Annotated in this window: 11 protein-coding genes; 5 read left to right on the forward strand and 6 right to left on the reverse strand. The window is 58.8% G+C overall.

Going from position 1 to position 19,767, the window contains the following annotated elements:
* Positions 1-65: 65 nt before the first annotated feature.
* The 3 genes from KUV52_RS11975 to acs form a co-directional block, all read right to left on the reverse strand.
* Positions 66-620 carry a hypothetical protein gene (locus KUV52_RS11975; RefSeq protein ID WP_222526165.1) on the reverse strand — a complete coding sequence of 185 codons (555 nt, stop codon included), beginning with the start codon at positions 618-620 and terminating at the stop codon, positions 66-68.
* Positions 621-847: 227 nt separating this feature from the next.
* Positions 848-1,474, reverse strand: a complete 627-nt coding sequence (locus KUV52_RS11980; RefSeq protein ID WP_222526166.1) for a GNAT family N-acetyltransferase — start codon at positions 1,472-1,474, stop codon at positions 848-850.
* A 157-nt stretch (positions 1,475-1,631) separates the two neighbouring features.
* Positions 1,632-3,590 carry an acetate--CoA ligase gene (gene acs, locus KUV52_RS11985; protein WP_222526167.1) on the reverse strand — a complete coding sequence of 653 codons (1,959 nt, stop codon included), beginning with the start codon at positions 3,588-3,590 and terminating at the stop codon, positions 1,632-1,634.
* Between the two features lie 168 nt (positions 3,591-3,758).
* Between acs and KUV52_RS11990 the strand changes: the two genes are divergently transcribed.
* Complete coding sequence (locus KUV52_RS11990; RefSeq protein ID WP_222526168.1) at positions 3,759-7,160, forward strand: NahK/ErcS family hybrid sensor histidine kinase/response regulator; 3,402 nt, start codon at positions 3,759-3,761, stop codon at positions 7,158-7,160.
* Positions 7,161-7,227: 67 nt separating this feature from the next.
* Here the strand turns inward: KUV52_RS11990 and KUV52_RS11995 are convergent, their stop codons facing one another.
* From KUV52_RS11995 to KUV52_RS12005, 3 genes are all read right to left on the reverse strand, one after another.
* The gene (locus KUV52_RS11995) at positions 7,228-11,721 is read right to left on the reverse strand and encodes an Ig-like domain-containing protein (protein WP_222526169.1); all 4,494 of its coding nucleotides are present in this window, start codon (positions 11,719-11,721) and stop codon (positions 7,228-7,230) included.
* Entirely contained in the window at positions 11,718-12,722 is a 1,005-nt protein-coding gene (locus tag KUV52_RS12000) for an OmpA family protein (protein ID WP_222526170.1), read from the reverse strand. Before KUV52_RS12000 ends, KUV52_RS11995 begins: the two co-directional genes overlap by 4 nt.
* Positions 12,723-12,882: 160 nt before the next feature.
* Complete coding sequence (locus KUV52_RS12005) at positions 12,883-13,314, reverse strand: hypothetical protein (RefSeq protein ID WP_222526171.1); 432 nt, start codon at positions 13,312-13,314, stop codon at positions 12,883-12,885.
* 237 nt (positions 13,315-13,551) lie between these two features.
* Here KUV52_RS12005 and KUV52_RS12010 point away from each other — a divergent pair, with 237 nt between their 5' ends.
* The 4 genes from KUV52_RS12010 to KUV52_RS12025 all read left to right on the forward strand — a co-directional run bounded on the left by KUV52_RS12010 (position 13,552) and on the right by KUV52_RS12025 (position 19,740).
* Positions 13,552-13,896 (forward strand): hypothetical protein, encoded by a 345-nt coding sequence (locus tag KUV52_RS12010; protein WP_222526172.1) that lies wholly within the window; start codon positions 13,552-13,554, stop codon positions 13,894-13,896.
* A gap of 145 nt (positions 13,897-14,041) precedes the next feature.
* Positions 14,042-15,319 (forward strand): TolC family protein, encoded by a 1,278-nt coding sequence (locus tag KUV52_RS12015; protein WP_222526173.1) that lies wholly within the window; start codon positions 14,042-14,044, stop codon positions 15,317-15,319.
* Positions 15,316-16,572 carry an efflux RND transporter periplasmic adaptor subunit gene (locus KUV52_RS12020; RefSeq protein WP_222526174.1) on the forward strand — a complete coding sequence of 419 codons (1,257 nt, stop codon included), beginning with the start codon at positions 15,316-15,318 and terminating at the stop codon, positions 16,570-16,572. The genes KUV52_RS12015 and KUV52_RS12020 overlap by 4 nt, the downstream gene beginning before the upstream one ends.
* 9 nt (positions 16,573-16,581) lie before the next feature.
* Complete coding sequence (locus KUV52_RS12025; protein WP_222526175.1) at positions 16,582-19,740, forward strand: efflux RND transporter permease subunit; 3,159 nt, start codon at positions 16,582-16,584, stop codon at positions 19,738-19,740.
* Positions 19,741-19,767: the final 27 nt, after the last annotated feature.

Raw genomic sequence — 19,767 nt, forward strand, 5'->3', positions numbered from 1 at the left:
GTAAACATAGCGTTTATCGTATTGCCAGTATTCCTATTCTGAAATGCGCCTTGAGAAGATCACCCTCAGAACAAAACAATATTGATGTTTCCGTCTGGCTGAAGTCTGGTTAACGTGTTACCAACTTCCTCAGCTGCAGCCTCCAATAAGCCCTGTTGCTTCTCTGGAATCAGTATGACCCCCATGAGAAGAGGGCCGATGATCACTTCACCAGATTCGTCTTTAAGGATCAGCTCTGTAACCAGGTTCCCGGTCTTCATCTCTATGATCCTGATGCTCACCCCTGCTTCCTGGCTGCAGGGATAGGCCAGAATATAGATGTCACAACTTCCGTTGTAACCGAGGTAATAATCTATGTACAGCAGATAGTTAACGGACAATACGGGGCTGCTTTGAAACTCCTGATAACGCTTCCAGACCTCCATAAAACGGCCGTGCTGTTGGTCTACGAGCGAGTACAGAAACAGCGAACTGTCCCGAATATGTATCTGAGGAAACTGCTTTGTCAGAAGGTTGGCAAGGCGAAGATGAAAGTCCGGTTCGGGTGCGGAAAGGTAGTAGTCATACTGCTGGGGGTAGGGCTGAGCGTTGACCGTGATTTCGGGTTCGGGCGTATACATTACGGGAACGCAACAGCACAGCAGCAGGAGCGAAAGTAATGCAGCCGCTCTGAGTGCTGCTGGCACTGAAAACAGATGGCGTAATCCATGGATGCTCAACGACCGATAGCCCGTTATTGACCATCATAAATAGAGCTTAGCCAAGGGCTGAAAAGGCGTTGCCAGCTAGCGCCGTTTTGTTTGTCCAGTATCAATTCGAGACCGGATTACCGTCTGTGCCGGGGAGGTTACGTTTCAATCCCCTGGTGCATCGCGCCTACGGTGGCGTGGTTGATGTCATTGTCATTACTGGGGGGCAGATGGGTTTCGAGGGTGACGGTGAACTCGCCATCGTCATACACCAGTTCCGTGGGGTAGCCCTGGCTCTTCAGCAGTCTCAGCATCGGGTGGTTTTCGGCATGCACCAGCGCAATCACCCGGTTGATGCCCCACTCTCGGCCGGTCTCCAGCAGACGGCTTACCAGAACCCGACCAATGCCCCGATGCTGCATCTCATCGATCACCAGGCAGGAGAGTTCCGCCACATCGGAGTCGGCGGTAGCGCGAATCAAGCGGCCTGCCGCCACCATCCGTTGTTCAGGCCCCCACAGCGCCACCAGAGCCAGGTGGGTGTTGAAATCCACATCGGTATAGCGGGCGATCGCCTCCAGGCTGGGGGCGCTGATCACGCGGAAAAAGCGCATATAGAGGGTGCGCTCAGACAGTGTGGGGTAGAGATCCCGCATCTCATACTTGTCCTCCGGCGTGATGGCACGGATAGCCACAGGCGCGCCATCCCGGGTTTGATCGATGACGAACAACCGGGCGGCGTCCTCGGCGGACAAAGGTGAGCAGTGAGCGGGCGCTAATTCCATCGGCATTGAACAATAAAAAGTTTCACCATGGCGATTGTAGCAGGACAAAAAGTCGCCACTGTTTGACGATGATCTCAATTCCTTCCTGACGCGCACCAACGGATGAGCGAAAAAAGGCCCACAGATGTGGGCCTAAGGGTCGGGAATTGTGGCCGAATCAGTCTGCCTGACGGTTCAGACGGGTATCGATCAGATGATCCAGTACCGTCGGATCGGCCAGGGTGCTGTTGTCGCCCAGGCTGCCCACTTCGTCTGCGGCAATCTTACGCAGGAAGCGGCGCATGATCTTACCGGAGCGGGTTTTCGGCAGGCCCGGTGCCCACTGAATCAGATCCGGCGAGGCGAGGGCGCCAATTTCGCTGCGTACCCACTGACGCAGGGTCTGGCGCAGCTCTTCGCTCTCTTCGACGCCCTGGTTCAGGGTGACGTAGGCGTAGATGCCCTGGCCTTTGATGTCGTGGGGGTAACCCACTACAGCAGCTTCGGCCACCTGCGGGTGAGACACCAGCGCAGACTCGATTTCGGCGGTACCCAGACGGTGTCCGGACACGTTGATAACGTCATCCACACGGCCGGTGATCCAGTAGTAGCCGTCCTCATCGCGCTTGGCACCGTCGCCGGTGAAGTACATGCCGCGGAAGGTCTTGAAGTAGGTCAGCACAAAGCGCTCGTGGTCACCATAAACGCTGCGCATCTGACCCGGCCAGGAGTCCAGCAGCACCAGGTTGCCTTCGCCAGGGCCTTCAATCAGGTTACCCAGATTGTCCACCAGCGCGGGCTGTACACCGAAGAAGGGGCGGGTGGCGCTGCCGGGCTTCAGGTTGGTGGCGCCGGGCAGGGGGGTGATCAGGCAACCGCCGGTTTCGGTTTGCCACCAGGTGTCGACGATGGGGCATTTGCCGCGGCCAATCACCTCGTGGTACCAGCGCCAGGCTTCCGGGTTAATGGGCTCACCCACGGAACCCATGATGCGCAGGCTGGAACCGTCCATGGTGTCAAAGTGATCGCTGCCCTGCGCCATCAGGGCGCGGATCAGGGTCGGAGCGGTGTAGAGGATGTTGACCTTATGGCGGTCGATCATCTCACCCAGTCGGCCTGCAGTGGGCCAGTTGGGCACGCCCTCGTGCATCAGAATCGTGGCGCCGTTGGCCAACGGACCATACACCATGTAGGAGTGGCCGGTGATCCAACCCACATCGGCGGTACACCAGTACACCTCACCCTCACGGTAATCGAACACGTACTCGTGGGTCATGGAGGCGTACACCATGTAGCCACCCGTGGTGTGCAGTACCCCTTTGGGCTTGCCGGTGGAGCCGGAGGTATAGAGGATAAACAGCGGGTCTTCCGCGTTCATCTCACGGGCTTCGCAGTACTCGGAGGCGATGCTCATCACATCGTGCCACCAGATGTCGCGACCCGGTACGAAGTTCACGTCATCGTTGCCGGTGCGCTTGAGCACAATCACGCGCTCGACGGTGGTGACGTCGGGGTGATCCAGAGCGGCGTCGACGTTGGCCTTAAGCGGAACGATGCGGCCACCACGAACACCTTCGTCGGAGGTGATCACCACCTTGGACTGACCGTCATTGATGCGGCTGGCGATGGAGTCAGGAGAGAATCCGCCAAAGATTACGGAGTGAACGGCGCCGATGCGGGCACAAGCCAGCATGGCCACCGCAGCTTCGGGCACCATCGGCATGTAGATGGTGACCACATCACCGCGACGAACTCCCTGGCTGCGCAGGGCGTTGGCAAACTTGCACACTTCGGCGTGCAGTTCGGCGTAGGTCAGGGTGCGCTGCTCGGAGGCGTCGTCCCCCTCCCAGATGATCGCGGTCTGGTCGCCACGGGTTTCCAGGTGGCGGTCGACACAGTTGTAAGAGGCGTTCAGGGTCCCGTCATAGAACCATTTGATGTAGAGGTTGTGATCGTCAAAGGAGACGTCACGGATCTTGGTGTAATCCTTGAACCAGGAAATGCGCTGGCCATGTTCGCGCCAGAAGCCTTCCGGGTTCACCACGGACTCCTGATACATCTTGCGGTACAGTTCTTCGTTAATCTTGCTGCTCTCCGCCAGCTCGGGGCTGACGGGATAGAGAGACTGCGTACTCATCGGGTTTCCCTCTCCTGAATTGGGCGTGTTCAAAGTTTTCCAGCCACACTCAGGTGGTGCCATTCGACCATCGTCTAGTCGATGTGAGGCCCGTCCTCTTGCGAAACGCTTTTGAGGCCAAAGGTTTACTGGCACACTGTTGGCAAAACCACCGTAACATCGGATGTTATGCTCTCTTCGTTGACTGTCATTTCCGTTTCACTTGGCTATGTGACCCTGCTGTTTTTGATCGCCTGGTTGGGCGAGCGGTGGGTTGGAAAACGAAAGGCCAGACTGGGCCCGTGGGTTTATGGCCTGTCACTGGCGGTCTACTGCTCTTCCTGGAGTTTCCTCGGTACGGTGGGGCAAGCCAGCACCTCGCCCTGGGCGTTCCTGCCCATCTATATCGGTCCCATCCTGCTGTTTACTCTGGGGTTTGGCTTTATCCGCAAGCTGGTGATGGTGGCGAAGGCGCAGAACATCACCTCGGTCGCAGACTTTATTGCCGCCCGCTACGGCAAGTCGCAACTGCTGGCGGTGCTGGTCACCCTGATCGCCACCCTTGGGATCATGCCCTACGTGGCTTTGCAGCTGAAAGCGATGGTGTTTTCGCTGGGCCTGTTCTCCACCGGTTCCCTGATGGAATCCGACACCCTGGCGCTGTTGATTGCCCTGACGCTGGCGCTGTTTGCGATTCTGTTCGGTACCCGAAAGCTGGATGCCACTGAGCACAACCCGGGAATGATTCTGGCGGTGGCGTTTGAGTCCTTCGTCAAACTGTTCGCCTTTGTGCTGGTTGGCGTCGTGGTGACCTTTGGTTTGTTCGATGGCCCCATGGACATTCTTAACCGGGCTCAGGAGCAGCAGGTGGCTCCCTCCATGGTGCTGGATCTGGCCGACATCGGGCCGGAAGTGCTGATCTCCATGGCGGCGTTTGTCTGTCTGCCGCGGATCTTCCATGTGATGGTGGTGGAGGTTGAGCAGACCGAGCACGTCGACAGGGCCCGTTGGGTGCTGCCCCTTTATCTGATTCTGTTCTCCTGCTTTGTGATTCCCCTGGCGCTGGCCGGACGGGTGCTGCTTGGGGACGCGGTGGCCGCCGATACCTATGTGATCAACCTGCCGCTGGCCATCGGAGCCGATGCCTTGGCGGTCATCGCGCTGTTGGGGACCATCTCTGCCGCCAGCTCCATGGTGATTGTGGCGGTGGTGACCATCGCCATTATGATCTCCAACGAATGGCTGGTGCCCCTGCTGCTGCGTTCCGGGCGCATAAGAGGGAAGAGTTTCGACCAGTTCTCCATCGGCCTGCTGAATGCCCGCCGCCTGGTGATTCTGGTGCTGTTGCTGGCGGGCTTCCTGGCCTATCGGCTGCTGGATAACACCGACACTCTGGCCCGCATCGGCATGCTGGCGTTTGGCGCTTTTGCCCAATTGGCGCCGGCGCTGGTGGGGGGCCTGTACTGGAAAAAGGGACACCGTAACGGCGTGCTACTCGGGCTGGCTCTTGGGTTTGGTGGCTGGTGTTACGTTATGGCCCGTCCGATGCTTGGACTGGAGCTGGAGGAGCTGCGTCTGCTCGGCAACATGAGCGACGACATGAACCACATCCTGTTGGCGCTGCTGGCCAACTGCGGCGGGTACATTGCGGGCTCCTGGTTCTCCCGTCCTTCGGTTACGGAGCGGATCCAATCCGGTGCCTTTGTACAGCTGCCGGGCATGCCCAAGGCCAACCATGGCCGGGTGGGGTCCATCAGTCAACAGGACCTCCTGTTGTTGGCCAGCCGCTTTGTCGGCCCGGCCCGGGCGTACGCCTCTTTCTCCCAGTTTTTCCCCGACGCCATCGCTCGGGAGAGCTGGAATAAGCCCGCCAGCGAGGCGCTGATTGAACACACCGAGCGTCTTATCGCCTCCGTGCTGGGGGCCTCCTCAGCGTCGGTGGTGATGGACAGTGTGATGCGCGGCCGTGACCTGGCGCTGGATGAGGTGTTCTCCCTGGTGGATGAAGCCAGCGCCAAGATTCTGATGAGTCAGGACCAGCTTAGAGGTGCGATTGAGCACGCCTTTGAAGGCATGAGCGTGGTGGATGGCGATCTGAATCTGGTGGCCTGGAACCAACGCTACGAAGCGCTGTTCGAGTTTCCCGAGGGGTTCCTCAAAACGGGTTTGCCGGTGGCGGAGATCATTCGTTATAACGCCCGGGTTGGCCGTTGTGGTCCCGGAGAGGTTGAGCACCATGTTGAGAAGCGGATCGCCTTTATGCGGGCGGGCTCAGCGCACACCTCTGAGCGCCAGCATGGTGATGGCCGGGTGATCCGGATCCGGGGCAATCCGATGCCGGATGGCGGCTTTGTGATGACGTTCAGTGACATCACGGATTTCCGCGCCCAGGAGGCGGCCCTGAAAGAGGTGAACGAGAACCTGGAAGCCCGGGTGGCGGAGCGTACCAACGAGTTGGGCCAACTGAACGCCCAGCTGTTGGAGTCGAAAGCCGCTGAGGAGCAGGCGAACCAGTCCAAGTCCCGCTTCCTGGCTGCAGTCGGGCATGATTTGATGCAGCCGCTAAACGCCGCCCGCTTGTTTACCGCGTCCCTGATGCAGGAGACCCGGATGCACCCGAAGGACCATGAAACCGTTGTCCACATCGCTGGCTCTCTGAAGGCGGCGGGGGAGATGCTGTCCGACCTGCTGGACATCTCAAAGCTGGACTCCGGAACCATGACGGTGGAGCGTCGGGCGGTGAACCTGGCCAGTGTGCTGGAACCCCTGACCGTAGAGTTTTCGGCGATGGCGGCCAATAAGGGGCTGAAGTTCCGCCACCGGTTGCGGGATTTGACGCTGGATACCGATCCCAATCTGCTGCGACGTCTGGTGCAGAATTTCCTCACCAATGCGCTGCGCTACACCGATTCCGGCACCATACTGCTGGGCTGTCGCCGTCGGGGGCAGGCGGTGGAGATCCAGGTGCTCGACACCGGCTGTGGCATCGCCGACGACCAGGTGGAGGAGATCTTCAAAGAGTTTCGCCAGGTGGAGGGGCAGGGCGAGCGTGCGGGTCTCGGCCTGGGGCTGGCAATTGCTGATCGCATCGCCAAGGTGCTGAACACGCCGTTGAAGGTGGAATCGTCGCTGGGCGTAGGCTCTGTATTCTCGGTTACGGTGCCTCTGGCGCGTTACAAGGTACAGGCTACCAGCGTCAGGCCGGTACACACTGCGCCTCTGCAAGGGGTGAAGGTGCTCTGCATCGATAATGAGGAAGCGATTCTGGCGGGACTGGAAAGCTTGCTTAAGCGGTGGCAGTGCAAAGTGGTGACCGCGCGCGACCTGGCGGACGCCCGGATTCGTCTTGGTCTCAAGGGGTTTGCGCCGGACATTGTGCTGGCGGACTACCACCTGGATAACGGCCAGAGTGGGCTGGAGGCGATGGACGGGATCCGCAAGCTCTATGGCGCAGAACTGCCCGGCATCCTGATCACCGCAGATACCCGTAAAGAGCTGGTGGAGGAGGTCGAGAGTCGAGGCTACCGCTATATGGCGAAGATGGTGCGGCCAGCGGCGTTGCGAGCGATGATTTCCGCCTCGGTAAAGTGAGTGCATGCCACCATAAAAAACGCCCCCAACAATGGGGGCGTTTTGCTTTCTAAGGCGTTATCGGGGCTCAAAGGCCCACGGATACTGAGATGGAGTCCTGAACCAGGCCTTGGAAGTTGGCGGTCAATGTGGCGGAGCCGGTGGCGATGCCAGTTGCTTCCCCATCAGACGTTACCGCCACAACCCCATTGTCACTGCTGGACCAGGCCACCGAGGGGCTGACGTCATCGCTGCTGCCATCGTCGTAGTGGAGCCAGGCGCTCAGAGGCGCCGAGTCACCGACGGCCAGGGCCAGGCTGTCGGGGCGGATCTCCAGAAAGGTCACCGCTCGATCCACCACCGTGGCGGTGGTTTCTCCCCGGTAGGTCACACCGGAGAGGTTCAGTTGAGCGGAGAGTGTGGCACTGCCCACTTCCAGTCCGTAGGCCAGACCATCGGCGCCGCTGAAGGTGGCGACGCGATTATCGCTGGAGATCCAAGCGGCGTAATGGGTCACGTCCACTTCGGTACCATCACTGAGCTCGGCGGTGGCCGTCAGTGGTTTGATGGTGCTCACCTGAATGGTCGGAGCCTCGGGTTCAATCCGGATCCGGGTGATGGTGACGGCACTGCCTTTAACCGTGACCTCAATGGTGCCAACGTAGGTTTTGTTGCCGACAGTGTACTTGCCTCGGAAAGCGGCAACCCCTTCGGTGATACCACGCACCTGGCCGGGTAGATCGGTGAGTACGGCGATGGCGGGATCAAACGCTTCCCACACCGCGTCTTCTGTGACATCCACCTCGGTGCCATCCACCCAGATGGCGGTGGCAGTAAGCTGGAGCAGACCGTCCTGAAGAATGGTTTGGTTCTTGGGCGCGTACGTTACTGAAGTGACGGTGCTGTTTGGATCGGTAATGTTGGTGCTGACCGCTGTGTTGACCCAGGAACCGATATTGACCGCGCCATTGATCGGCGTGTGGCCGGTTTTCAAGCCGGTCACCAACCCATGGCTGTCCACCTGAGCGATGTTGTCGTTACCCGAGTTCCAGATGGCGCTGTTGGTAACGTCAACCAGCGAGCCATCATCAAACACCGCAGTAGCAAACAGCTGGCGGCTGCTGCCAACCGGCATTTTGAGCAGTGCTGGTTCGATATTCACCGACACCACACTGACGGACGGGCCAAGCACCTTGAGGTTGGCCAGCGCCAGATAGCTCTGGCCAGCATACTGGTATTTGGCCTGAATGGTCGTTTCACCTTCCGCGAGTCCCAGGAATTTTCCGGCACTGCCCAGATGGGCCGCAATATTAGTGTCATCGATTGCCCACAGGATCTGATCACTGACGTCAATGCGTCGACCGTCGTCCATTACGGCGGTGGCGGTAAGGGTGACCACATCGTTGATCAGAATGGTCATCTGATTCGGGCTCAGGTCCAGCGCCAGAACCTGCACATCCGGGGCTTTTACCCGAATCGTGGCTTGTGCCTGATACAGCTGTCCCTGATAACCTCGAGTGGCAGTGATGACCGTTTCACCAACGCCATTGGCAATCACATGGCCATCCGGAGTCACACTGGCGATGGATGGATCTGCAGATTGCCAGCGAACGTCGGCGGAGACATTCTGCTCACTCCCATCCTCCAGTTGGGCAAGCGCCTGGAGGCTGACGCCACTGCCCAGAAGCAGGTCGGACTGACCCGGACGCACCTGAAGCGACAGGATGGCGATGTTGGGATCGGTGACCCACAACTCCCCCGGGGCCTGATAGAGCACACCATTGAGGTTAAAGCTGGCCCGAACAGGGGTGTTGCCTTCATGGTGGCCCGTAGCCACGCCATCCTGGGTGAGGGTGGCAATTGCGGCATCGTCCGCCAGCCAGCCTACCTGATCGGTGACATCCATGCGGGTGCCATCTTCCAGCGTCAGGGTGGCTTGATAGGGCTGAGTGCCGGCTACAAGCACCGAAGCGCGGTAGGGCGTGATCGCGAAATCTCTCACCTGCACCGTTGGTTCAAGCACAAACAGCGTAGCCTGTGCCTGATAACGCTGACCCTGGTAGCCCAGAGCGGCTTCAATGGTCGCTTGGCCGGCCATCAGGCCTTCTGCCACCCCACTGGTGTTGATGGCGGCGTTGGTTGAGAGCGAGCGCCAGGCGACCTGATCGGTGACACGCTGTTTGCTGCCATCGCTGAACTCCGCTTCCGCTTCAAAAGCGAGGGTTGCCCCGGTGAATACGCTGTCGCGATAGGGGAACACCTTCAGCGATACCAATGACAGGGTCGGGCTCAGGACCGTCAGGCTGGCATCGGCTTCCAGCAAACTGCCGGGCAGCGTGGCGAGAATGCCCGCTGAGCCAGCGCTGAGCCCGGTTGCCCGGCCAGACGAATCCACAACGGCAATGGCGTTTGAGTCGCTTTGCCACAACACCTCTGCGGTAACGTCACGCTGGCTGCCGTCGCTGAACTGGGCGCTGGCGGAGTAGGCCACCTGGCCCCCAATCAATGCGCTGGCGCGATAGGGCGTTACGCTCAGGGACTCGGCAACCGCATCGGTCACGGTGAGCTTGGCGTTGCTGTTCAGCCCCAGGTAGCTGGCCTGAATAGCAGCTTCCCCCGCAGCGTGGCCCTGTGCCAGACCGGCTGCGCCGCCACGATTGCCGACGGTAGCCAGGGTTGGCTGATTGCTCTGCCATTGACTGAACTGGGTGACATCCTGAACCGAGCCATCGGTAAAGCTCAGCAGCGCCTGGAACGGCTGGGTGCGTCCAATCGGCACAGAGGCCTGGGCAGGGGTCACCGTCAGTGCAACCGGCGTCGCCTGGGAGATGGTGATGGCGGCAGTGGCCGACAGTCCACCAAACGCCGCTTGAACGGTTGCGGTACCTGGAGATGTGCCCTGAATGCCTCCGGCGTTCGGGCCTGCAGCCACAAGCCAGATCGTTTCGGGCTGCTCTGTACTCCAGGAAGCCCGTTCGCTGACAGGCTCTTCATGGCCATCGGTATAGCGGGCGATGGCGTGCAGCTGAGATTGAACGCCTGCAGGCAGCTCAATCTGGGCCGGGGTTACCCGCAATGACTCGAGCACGGCATCGGTTACGGTCTGTTCCGCTTCCCCTTCCAGCCCGCCGAATCGGGCTGAAATGGTGGTGCTGCCCGGTTTGAGTGCCAGTGTCTGGTTCGAAACGGCTCCGCTGCCGGAGAACTCCGCCACGCTGGTGTCGCTGCTCTGCCAACTGATCCGTTGAGTCAGTTCCTGAATGTGACCATCACTGAATACGCCAATGGCCTGGTAGGCCACTCTAACCCCTACAGGGGCAGTGGCAACCGGAGGAGAGACCTGGATGGCGGTCAATACCGCATCGGTAATGGTGACACCGGTGGAGGCATCTACGCCGCCAAAGCTGGCCTGGATAAGGCTCTCACCCGGCTGCAATGCCACGGCGTCGCCAGCCTCGGAACCCGCATTGACCATCTGAACCACGTCGGGCTCACTGCTGCTCCAGGTCACCTCACGGGTGACATCCATAACCTGCCCATCGCTGTAATAGGCCAGCGCGGTGTAAGTTCCGGTGGTGCCAGCAGGGTAGATCCCGTTAACCGGGGTTAGCTGCAGGGCAGTGACGGTGGCATCGGTCACCGTAATACCGGTGACCACTGATAGTGTCTTCTTCGGCAATGTCAGCGTGGTCTGAACGACTCCCAGACCGGTGGCAATACCGGTTACCAGGCCGGGATGATTAACGTCGTCCACGGCTTGCAGGTACTGGTCGTCCAGGCTCCATTCCACCTGGTTGGTAACGTCAATACGCTGTTGATCGGCCAGCACCAGGGCGCTGTGCATCTGCAGACTGGTGCCTAGCGGCATGGATGCGCCGGAGGGCGTCACTTCCAGTGCAACCGGCTCGGCATCCAGCACCACAAGACGAGCCTCCTGAGAGGCGCCTTTCCAATTGACCTGAACCTGGGTGTCACCCATGGCGAGCGTCTGAATCTGGCCCGGTGCGGTCACATTGGCTACGTTGGCGTCGGCCACTGTCCACTGGGCCACATCGGTTACGGGGTGTTCAGTACCATCCAGATAGAGCGCCAGCGCCTGGTAGCTTTGGGTCAGTCCAACCAGAGTCATAGTTTCAACTGGCGTAATTCGCAGGCTTTGCAGCGGCTTATCGACGACCGAGAGCTGAGCTTCGTTGACCATGCCGTCAAATTCGGCGCGGATGGCGGTCTGGCCAACGGCCAGTGTGGTCAGTAGGCCACTCACATCCATATTGGCCACGTCGGTGTTGGCCACCTGCCAGATCGCTTCGGCAGTGACATCGGCTTTACGGTTATCACTGTAGATTGCGGTTGCCAGGTAGGGTTGCGTGACACCGACATCCAGAGTCTGATTAAGAGGAGTCACTTCCAGAGCAACCAGATAGGCCGGGCAAGGGTTGTCTGGCTGACCGCATCCTGCGGACGGAAAACCACTGTGGCTGCCATCGCAGCCGAACAGCAGCAAGCTGAACAGGAAAATCCAGAAACGTGAGAGTTGGTGCATTGCCTTGCCTGCAGTGCTGCGTTGTAATTTTCCCATCATGGATTCACCTCCAATCCTGGCAGGTAGAGGTGAACACGACGGTTCTGCGCGCGGTGTTCTGCGGTCTCGTTATCCAAAACCGGGTTTTGTTCTCCGAAACCTTCAACAGTAATTTGGTCGGGATTGACGCCCTGCCGGACCAGCTCAGCCTTGATCGCTTCCGCCCGGCGTTCTGACAGCTTCATGTTGTAAGCGTCGGGGCCAGTGGCATCGGCGTACCCCTTTACAATGACCCGGGCATCGGGATAGCGGACCAGTCGGTCGACGACAGCGGTCAGTGGTGGCTCATCCAGTGGGGTGGCGCTGTCAAAGGCAAAATGCACCTCACTGTGCATTGCAGGAAGCACAACAGGAGCTGGCGGCGGAGGCGGCGGTGGCGTGGGCTTCTGTTGGGGCTGCGGCTGAGTCGGCCCAAAGCGATATTGCACGCCCACACTGGTAAAGAAGAGATTACTGCCGCCGATGGATTCGCTTCCCACTCCGTCGGCGTACTGGGTTTCTGCGCTGATGCTCCAGCGTGGAGAGAAGTGGTAGTCCAGACCGATGGCCATCATCGGAGCCCAATCGTTATCCTGACGGGTAGAGCCCGGCCCTTTGACTTCACCATCCCAATAGAGGCTGCCCACTTTGCCGTAAAGCTCGGTCTTTTTGGTCAGTGGCAGAATGCCTTTCAGTGCAACGGTCCACCCCGCCATTGAGCCGGTGTACTGATTGAGTTGACCGCTCTCCCGATACGTTGCAACGGCATCGCCGAAATCGAGATATTGCGCCTCAAAGGCCCAGTGTTCCGTGGCCCGGTAACCGAGTTGCGCCCCCCAGCCTCCGCTGTCCTTATCACAAGACTCCGCCTGAGCTTCGCAGCCGTTGTGAAAATGGCTCCAGCCAATTTTGCCGCCTACGTACCAGTAGGAGAGATCGTCCGCAGCGGACGCTATTGAAGCGGTCAGACTGAATATTAGGGGTGCAGCAATGCGAATTATCTGGGCTTGGGAAAGGGCCATATCAGGAGTCTCTCGCATGAAAATTTTGTGGAATGGCCTCTGAGCCAGGCGATGCGGCGTCAGTGAGCCAAAAGCGCGGAAATGAATGAATATCGGGTGAATCCCATAAATATGGTGGGGGAATTAAGGGCATAAAATCAACCATTCTACTTGGTCATTGCTAATGGACGGATGAATTGGGTGAATGTGAAAAAGTATTTTTTGGTAAAAGGAGGAGCGTCATCCATATCAGAAACTGGAAGCCATGGGCCCCGGGAAGGGACCAGCCGTAAGCAATGGCGAGCACCAGCAGCGTGAGTGTGATGGTTGTTGGCCATCCTGGAAGGCCAATATGCCGTAAGCGTTTTGCCATCAGATTCAAACCAGATAATCCCAATGGGATCGTCATCAGCAAAAGCAATACAAAGCCGGGAAGCGAGAGTGTGAGTGATATGCTTTCTATTCCGTTGGCGCCACGTTCGACGCCATTTTCGAGCAGCACTGCACTCAGTCCAATCAGAATGAGAAGCAAACTGACCAACAGTGAATATCCCAGATAGGGAAGCCGGGCTAGCTGTCCTTGCTGAATGTCGCCCCATAAGATTGAGAACATTTTTCCCTCCCTTACCACTCAAACGATAACCGAACTATGAGTATATAAGCTTCTAGATTTGAGTCGGTTAGGGGCTGAAACCATGTCGCCACCCTGTTTCAGGGTTCTCATTAAGCTGAAATTCAAAATAGGGTTACCGAATCAGGAAAAAGCGTTTGATATCCGATGACTAAAGTTGATTTAATGTGTCGCCAATGAGGCAGGGTGTTGGATGGCGGTATTAAATTGGTGAGCTGGTTGAAAATTTCGACTCCAGTGTTGCGCAGGGTGATCTCCCTGGCGCTGCTGATGGTGTTGGGATTGTCCCAGATATTTGCCAGTTGCCTGACTGTAGCACCTGAGTATTCCGGTGATGAGCATCACCTGGAAGCCGCCGCAATGGCGTGCGATTCTGCCGTCCAGACCTTGACGCCAGGGGAGGTGTCGGAGCATGACCACACACCGCACTCCCACCTGCCCTGTCACCCGCCAACCGATCACAACCTGCACTTTGAGCAGCCTGATTCCACTTTGATTCTGTCGCGAGCGGTCTATCGTCCGGATCGTCGGGCAGCACCCCCGATCCCCCCTCCGAACGTCTGAACTCACACGCAATTATCCCATTTCATAGCTATACCGGCTCGGCGGTAAGGCCGTGCTGGCGTGTGGAGTCATTATGTTTTGTTTATTCCAATCCGGCGTCGGGCTTACCCGATGCCTGTCGGCACCGCCTGGGAACCCTCCTCAGGTGTGGCGACGCCAATGGCGTGTCCTGACGACCTGTCTGCTCCTGGCACTGGTCGCTGCTCCGGCAAAAGCGGAGCGTCTGGTTCTGGGGGAGGTGTTGCAGCAGACACTGCTCAGAAATCCGGAGTTGCAGCTGTTTCCCTATGAGCAGCGTGCCGCAGAGGCCAATGCCATTCAGGCCGGGCTCCGCCCCAACCCCTCTTTGTCACTCTCTGTAGAGAACGTGTTGGGCAGCGGCGAAGCCCAGGGGTTTGAGAGCGCCGAAACGACGCTGCAACTGAGCCAACTCGTAGAGCTGGGCGAAAAGCGCCAGCGGCGAGTCGACCTTGCCACGGTTCAGCAGCGCCAGAAGGTCATCGATTACGAGTTCCAGCGAGTTGAGGTGCTGACGGAGGCGACCCGGCGCTATTACGAGCTGGTGTATCGCCAGACGTTGCTGGAGTGGAGTCGTCAGCGCATTGTCATCGAGCAGAAGGCTCTGGATCAGATCCGTGCCAGAGCAAACGCAGGTGCAGCGCAACAGGCCGACGTGAGTGGATTGGCCCTGCGATTGGCCGAATCCCAGGCGGAGCAGCATCTGCTCGAAGGGCAACTGAGATTGGCACAGCGTCGACTGGCGGTGATGTGGCAATCCGAGCCCGAAGCGATGTGGGCAGAGGGCGATCTGGCACAACTGGAAAGGATACCCAGTGCGGCTCAGGTGCTGAATGCCATGGACCGGGCCCCCAGCTACCTCCAACTGCTGGAGCGGGTGCGCCTGATGGAGGCCCAGCGACGGCTGGAGGAGGCCAATGGCCAATGGGATGTCACTTTGGGCATGGGGCTCAAACGCTCTGAAGAGACCAATGACACCAGTTTGCTGTTTGAACTGAAGGTGCCGCTGCAGTTGAACTCGCCCAATCAGGGCAACCTGCTGGCGGCTCGCGCCGAGGAGGAGCAAGCCCTGCATCATCAACGCCTGGCACGACAAACGTTGCGACTCACCCTGCTTGGCGTTCATCACTCCCTCAGTAATCAGATGGACCGGATCGAGCACCTTGGTCAGTCGCTGCTGCCGCTGGCCCATCAATGGTTGGAGCAGGTCGAGACCGGGTATGAGACGGGACAACAATCGGTTCTCTCATTGCTGGCTGCTCAGTCCAAACAGTTTGAGCTGGAGCGGCAGCGTATCGATGCTCGCTATTCGGCCTGGCTCCAGTTACTCGAACTAGAGCGTCTAACCGGCCAATCCTTTGAAACCGTGACTCAAACCGACCCGTCTCCGGAGAATCAATCATGACCATTATTCAACTTCGCTTGGCGGCGTCGCTTCTGTTTGCGGCTGTCGCGCTATTGCCTGGCATGGCGTCAGCCGGTGGTAACCACGGCCACCATGATGACCATGAGGAGGAGGCTGAACCCAAGGGCCCCAATGGTGGAACCTGGCTTCAGCAGGGAGAGGTGGCGGTTGAGATCACCCTCTATGAGCATGGGATCGAACCAGAGATGCGGGCTTATCTGTATCGCTCCGGAACACTCGTAAGCCCGGACCAGGTTGATCTGACCATTGAGTTGGCGCGTCTGGGCGGTGTGGTTGAGCCGATGCAGTTTTATCCCGAGCGAGACTACCTGGTCTCACCGCAGCCCGTCAGGGAGCCACACTCCTTCGATGTCAGCGTGCGGGCGAGCATTGCGGGCGAATCCTACCACTGGGAGTACGAGTCTCATGAAGGCCGGACCGAAATCCAGGAGCGCATGCTGACCTTAGCTGGTGTCGAGACCGAAATGGCCAGCAGCCAGGTTCTGACCGTTACCGAAACCGTCTTTGGGGTGGTGCAACCGGTACAACAGCAGGTCTACTCTGTGTCCGCTCCCTATGAGGGGATTGTGGAGAGTCTGCTGGTGCACGTCGGCGACAAAGTGAATAAGGGCCAGACCATCGCGATCGTCAGCAACAGCAAGACCCTCCAGCGCTACAAGGTGACCTCACCGGCTAGTGGCGAGGTCACCCAGCAGTGGCTCCATCTTGGCGATCACACCGGTGGTCGGGCTTTGATGCAGGTCGCCGACTTCTCTCAGGTGTGGATCGACCTTTCGGTGTTTCCAAACGCCTTGGACAAGGTCTCGACTGGCATGCCGCTGACTCTGTTCTCCATGCATGCCGCTGAGTCTGGTGAGGCGGGCGTGGCGTCCACCATCAGCTACATCGCGCCCATCATGACCGGGGGGCATATCGCCCGTGCCAGAGCCGTTGTTGATAATGCGGACGGCCATTGGCGTCCGGGGATGCATGTTCAGGCGAAAATCCTCACCAGCCGTCGGGAGGTGCCTCTTGCGGTGAGCGTTGATGCCTTGCAGCGTTTTCGGGATAGGGATGTGGTGTTTGCTCGATATGGCGACACCTTTGAGGTGCGAATGGTTGAGCTGGGTGCGCAGGACGGTGAGTACGTTGAGGTACTCAGTGGCCTGGAGCCGGGTACCGAGTACGTCACGGCCAACAGCTACCTGCTGCTGGCGGACGTGATGAAAGACGGTGCGAGCCACAGCCACTAGGAGTAACCGATGATTGATAAGATTATCGCCTTCGCTTTGCGACGGCGTGCTCTGGTGCTGGCGCTGACCCTGCTGGTTGTGGCCCTGGGAGTGTATCACGCCCTTAAGCTGCCGATTGATGCCGTACCGGACATCACAAATGTTCAGGTTCAGATCAACACGTCTGCGCCTGGCTATTCCCCTTTGGAGTCTGAACAGCGCATCACCTTCCTGGTGGAAAACGCCATGGCGGGGATCCCGGCGCTCGACTATACCCGCTCGATTTCGCGTTATGGCCTGTCACAGGTCACCGTGGTGTTTGAAGAGGGCACCGACATCTATTGGGCCAGGCAGCAGATAAGTGAGCGCCTTCAGAGTGTGCGCGCTGAGTTGCCTGGAGGGTTGGAACCCATGATGGGGCCGATCGCCAGTGGCTTGGGTGAGGTGTTCACTTACGCCCTGCGTGTGGAGCCGGGGGTAACGAAAGCCGATGGCAGCCCTTACCAGGTGGATGACCTGCGAACGATTCAGGAGTGGATCATCCGCCCTCAGCTGGTGCAGGTGCCCGGCGTAACGGAGATCAACAGCATTGGGGGCTATGAGCGTCAATACCAGGTGGCGCCGATACCGGGCAAACTGCTGGCCTTCAAGGTGACGATTCAGGATGTCATTACGGCACTGGAGCGCAACAACCTGAACGCCGGTGCGGGATACATTGAGCGTAACGGCGCTCAGTGGCTGGTGCGTTCCCCTGGGCAGCTACAGAGCCTGGAAGAGATTGGCGATGTGGTGGTGACCAAGCGAGATGATGCCCCGGTACGGGTGCGTGATGTCGCCCGTGTGTTCTACGGCAGAGAGCTCCGTACCGGCGCCGCCACCCTGAACGGTGAGGAGACCGTCCTGGGCACCGCCTTCATGCTGATGGGAGAAAACAGCCGGGTGGTGGCCAAAGCGGTGGGTGAAAAGCTGGTTGAAGTGAACGCCACGCTGCCCGCTGGCGTGATCGCCGAACCGCTCTATGATCGAACCACCCTCGTGGACAAAACCATCGCCACGGTGAAAACCAACCTGTTTGAAGGGGCGGTGCTGGTCATTGTGGTGTTGTTCCTGTTCCTGGGTAACATTCGAGCTGCCCTGATTGCCGCGCTGGTTATTCCTCTGAGCATGCTCTTTGCGGTTTCCGGGATGGCTGCCAACCGGGTATCCGGCAACCTGATGAGCCTCGGGGCGATCGACTTCGGTCTGATCGTGGATGGCGCCGTGATTGTGGTGGAAAACTGTTTGCGCCGCCTTGGTCTCGCGCAGCATTCACATGGCCGCCTGTTGTCACTGGAGGAGCGTCTTCGAGTGGTGGCCGATGCCACCAGAGAGGTGTTTCGTCCTGCGGTGTTTGGCGTGCTCATCATCATGCTGGTTTATCTGCCAATCTTTGCCCTGTCCGGCGTTGAAGGAAAGATGTTCCACCCGATGGCATTTACGGTGGTGGCTGCGCTGCTTGGTGCCCTGATCTTCTCGATAACCTTTGTGCCTGCCGCGATCGCCCTGTTTGTGAAGGGGCGTATTAATGAGAAGGAAAATCGGCTGATGCGGGGGGCCAGAGCGCTCTATCAACCGGTTCTCAAGGGCGCGTTGAAGTGGCCCCTGGTTCCTGTGGGGCTGGCGGTTGCCCTGGTGTTGATGTCGATTTTGCAGTTGCGACAGTTGGGCAGCGAGTTCCTGCCGCAGTTGGATGAGGGCGATATCGCGGTACATGCTTTGCGCATTACCGGTACCGGGCTGGAGCAATCCGTTGATATGCAGCGAAAGCTCGAAAAGGAGCTGGGGATGCTACCGGAAGTGGCGTGGGTGTTCTCCAAGATCGGCACGCCGGAGGTGGCGACCGATCCGATGCCGCCCAGCGTTGCCGACACCATACTGATCATGAAGCCTCAGGAAGCCTGGCCGAATCCGGAGAAGAGCAAGGCCGACTTTATGGAGGAGTTGCGAGCGGCCGCTGAGGCGGTACCCGGAAACAATTACGAGTTCACCCAACCCATCGAGATGCGCTTTAACGAGCTGATTGCCGGGGTTCGGGCCGATGTCGCGATTCGTATCTACGGCGATGATCTGCCCACCCTGCTGGCGGCGGGTAATCGGGCTGAACAGATCCTCAGCCGAATTGAAGGGGCGACGGACCTGCGGGTGGAGGCGATGGATGGGTTGCCCGTGCTCTCTGTTGAGCCGGACCGCAACCATCTTGCGCTGTTGGGACTGACCGTTGAGGACATACAAATTGCGGTACAAGCCGCAGTGTCCGGCGTACAAACCGGATTGATCTTTGAGGGTGACCGTCGCTTTCCACTGGTTGTCCGAATGGATGAAGCGGTTGGCGCGGACTTGAGCGGCTTGCGGAACCTGCCCATCGCGCTGCCGGAAAAGCTGAACCCTGATCTGAGCTACGTTCCTCTGGGAGAGGTCGCTGAGATACGACAACTTCAGGGGCCGAATCAGATCAGTCGCCAGAATGGCAAGCGCCATGTTGTTGTGACCGCCAATGTTGACGGCCGCGATCTGGGCAGCTTTATTGATGAAGCGAAACAAAGCCTGTCGCGACAACTGGCTCTGGAACCGGGCTACTGGCTGGCCTATGGCGGCACTTTTGAACAGCTGGAGTCGGCCAGCCAGCGTCTTGCCATTGTGGTGCCGCTGACTCTGTTACTGATTTTGGGTCTGCTGTACAGCGCATTTGGTTCTTTGCGCGACTCACTCATCATCTTTACCGGCGTTCCCCTGGCCTTAACCGGTGGGGTCCTGGCGTTGGTGGTGCGGGATATGCCCCTGTCCATCTCGGCTGCCGTGGGCTTTATCGCGCTGTCTGGCATCGCGGTGCTCAACGGGGTCGTGATGCTGACGGTCATTCGGGAGCTCTCCTCACAAGGGATGGCACTGATTGATGCGGTCCGACAGGGCGCCAGTGCCCGTTTGCGTCCGGTGCTGATGACCGCTCTGGTAGCGAGCCTGGGTTTTGTGCCCATGGCATTGAATATGGGGACCGGGGCTGAGGTACAGCGTCCATTGGCGACTGTGGTGATTGGTGGGATCATCTCCTCAACACTGCTGACTCTGGTGGTGCTACCCACACTTTATCTTCTGACCTACCGGTTGAGCGGGTGGGGGACAGCCTTAAGAGGCATGGCTAAACAGCCGTAATCGCTAAAAAAGCCGGGCCATCTGGCC

The organism is Ferrimonas balearica (assembly GCF_019802055.1).
Lineage (GTDB): Bacteria > Pseudomonadota > Gammaproteobacteria > Enterobacterales > Shewanellaceae > Ferrimonas > Ferrimonas balearica_A.

Coding starts and splice junctions, on each gene's coding strand:
- acs (WP_222526167.1), bottom strand. CDS start 3,590: ATGAGTACGCAGTCTCTCTATCCCGTCAGCCCCGAGCTGGCGGAGAGC.
- KUV52_RS12000 (WP_222526170.1), bottom strand. CDS start 12,722: ATGGCCCTTTCCCAAGCCCAGATAATTCGCATTGCTGCACCCCTAATA.
- KUV52_RS12005 (WP_222526171.1), bottom strand. CDS start 13,314: ATGTTCTCAATCTTATGGGGCGACATTCAGCAAGGACAGCTAGCCCGG.
- KUV52_RS11975 (WP_222526165.1), bottom strand. CDS start 620: ATGTATACGCCCGAACCCGAAATCACGGTCAACGCTCAGCCCTACCCC.
- KUV52_RS11990 (WP_222526168.1), top strand. CDS start 3,759: ATGCTCTCTTCGTTGACTGTCATTTCCGTTTCACTTGGCTATGTGACC.
- KUV52_RS11995 (WP_222526169.1), bottom strand. CDS start 11,721: ATGATGGGAAAATTACAACGCAGCACTGCAGGCAAGGCAATGCACCAA.
- KUV52_RS12020 (WP_222526174.1), top strand. CDS start 15,316: ATGACCATTATTCAACTTCGCTTGGCGGCGTCGCTTCTGTTTGCGGCT.
- KUV52_RS12025 (WP_222526175.1), top strand. CDS start 16,582: ATGATTGATAAGATTATCGCCTTCGCTTTGCGACGGCGTGCTCTGGTG.
- KUV52_RS11980 (WP_222526166.1), bottom strand. CDS start 1,474: ATGGAATTAGCGCCCGCTCACTGCTCACCTTTGTCCGCCGAGGACGCC.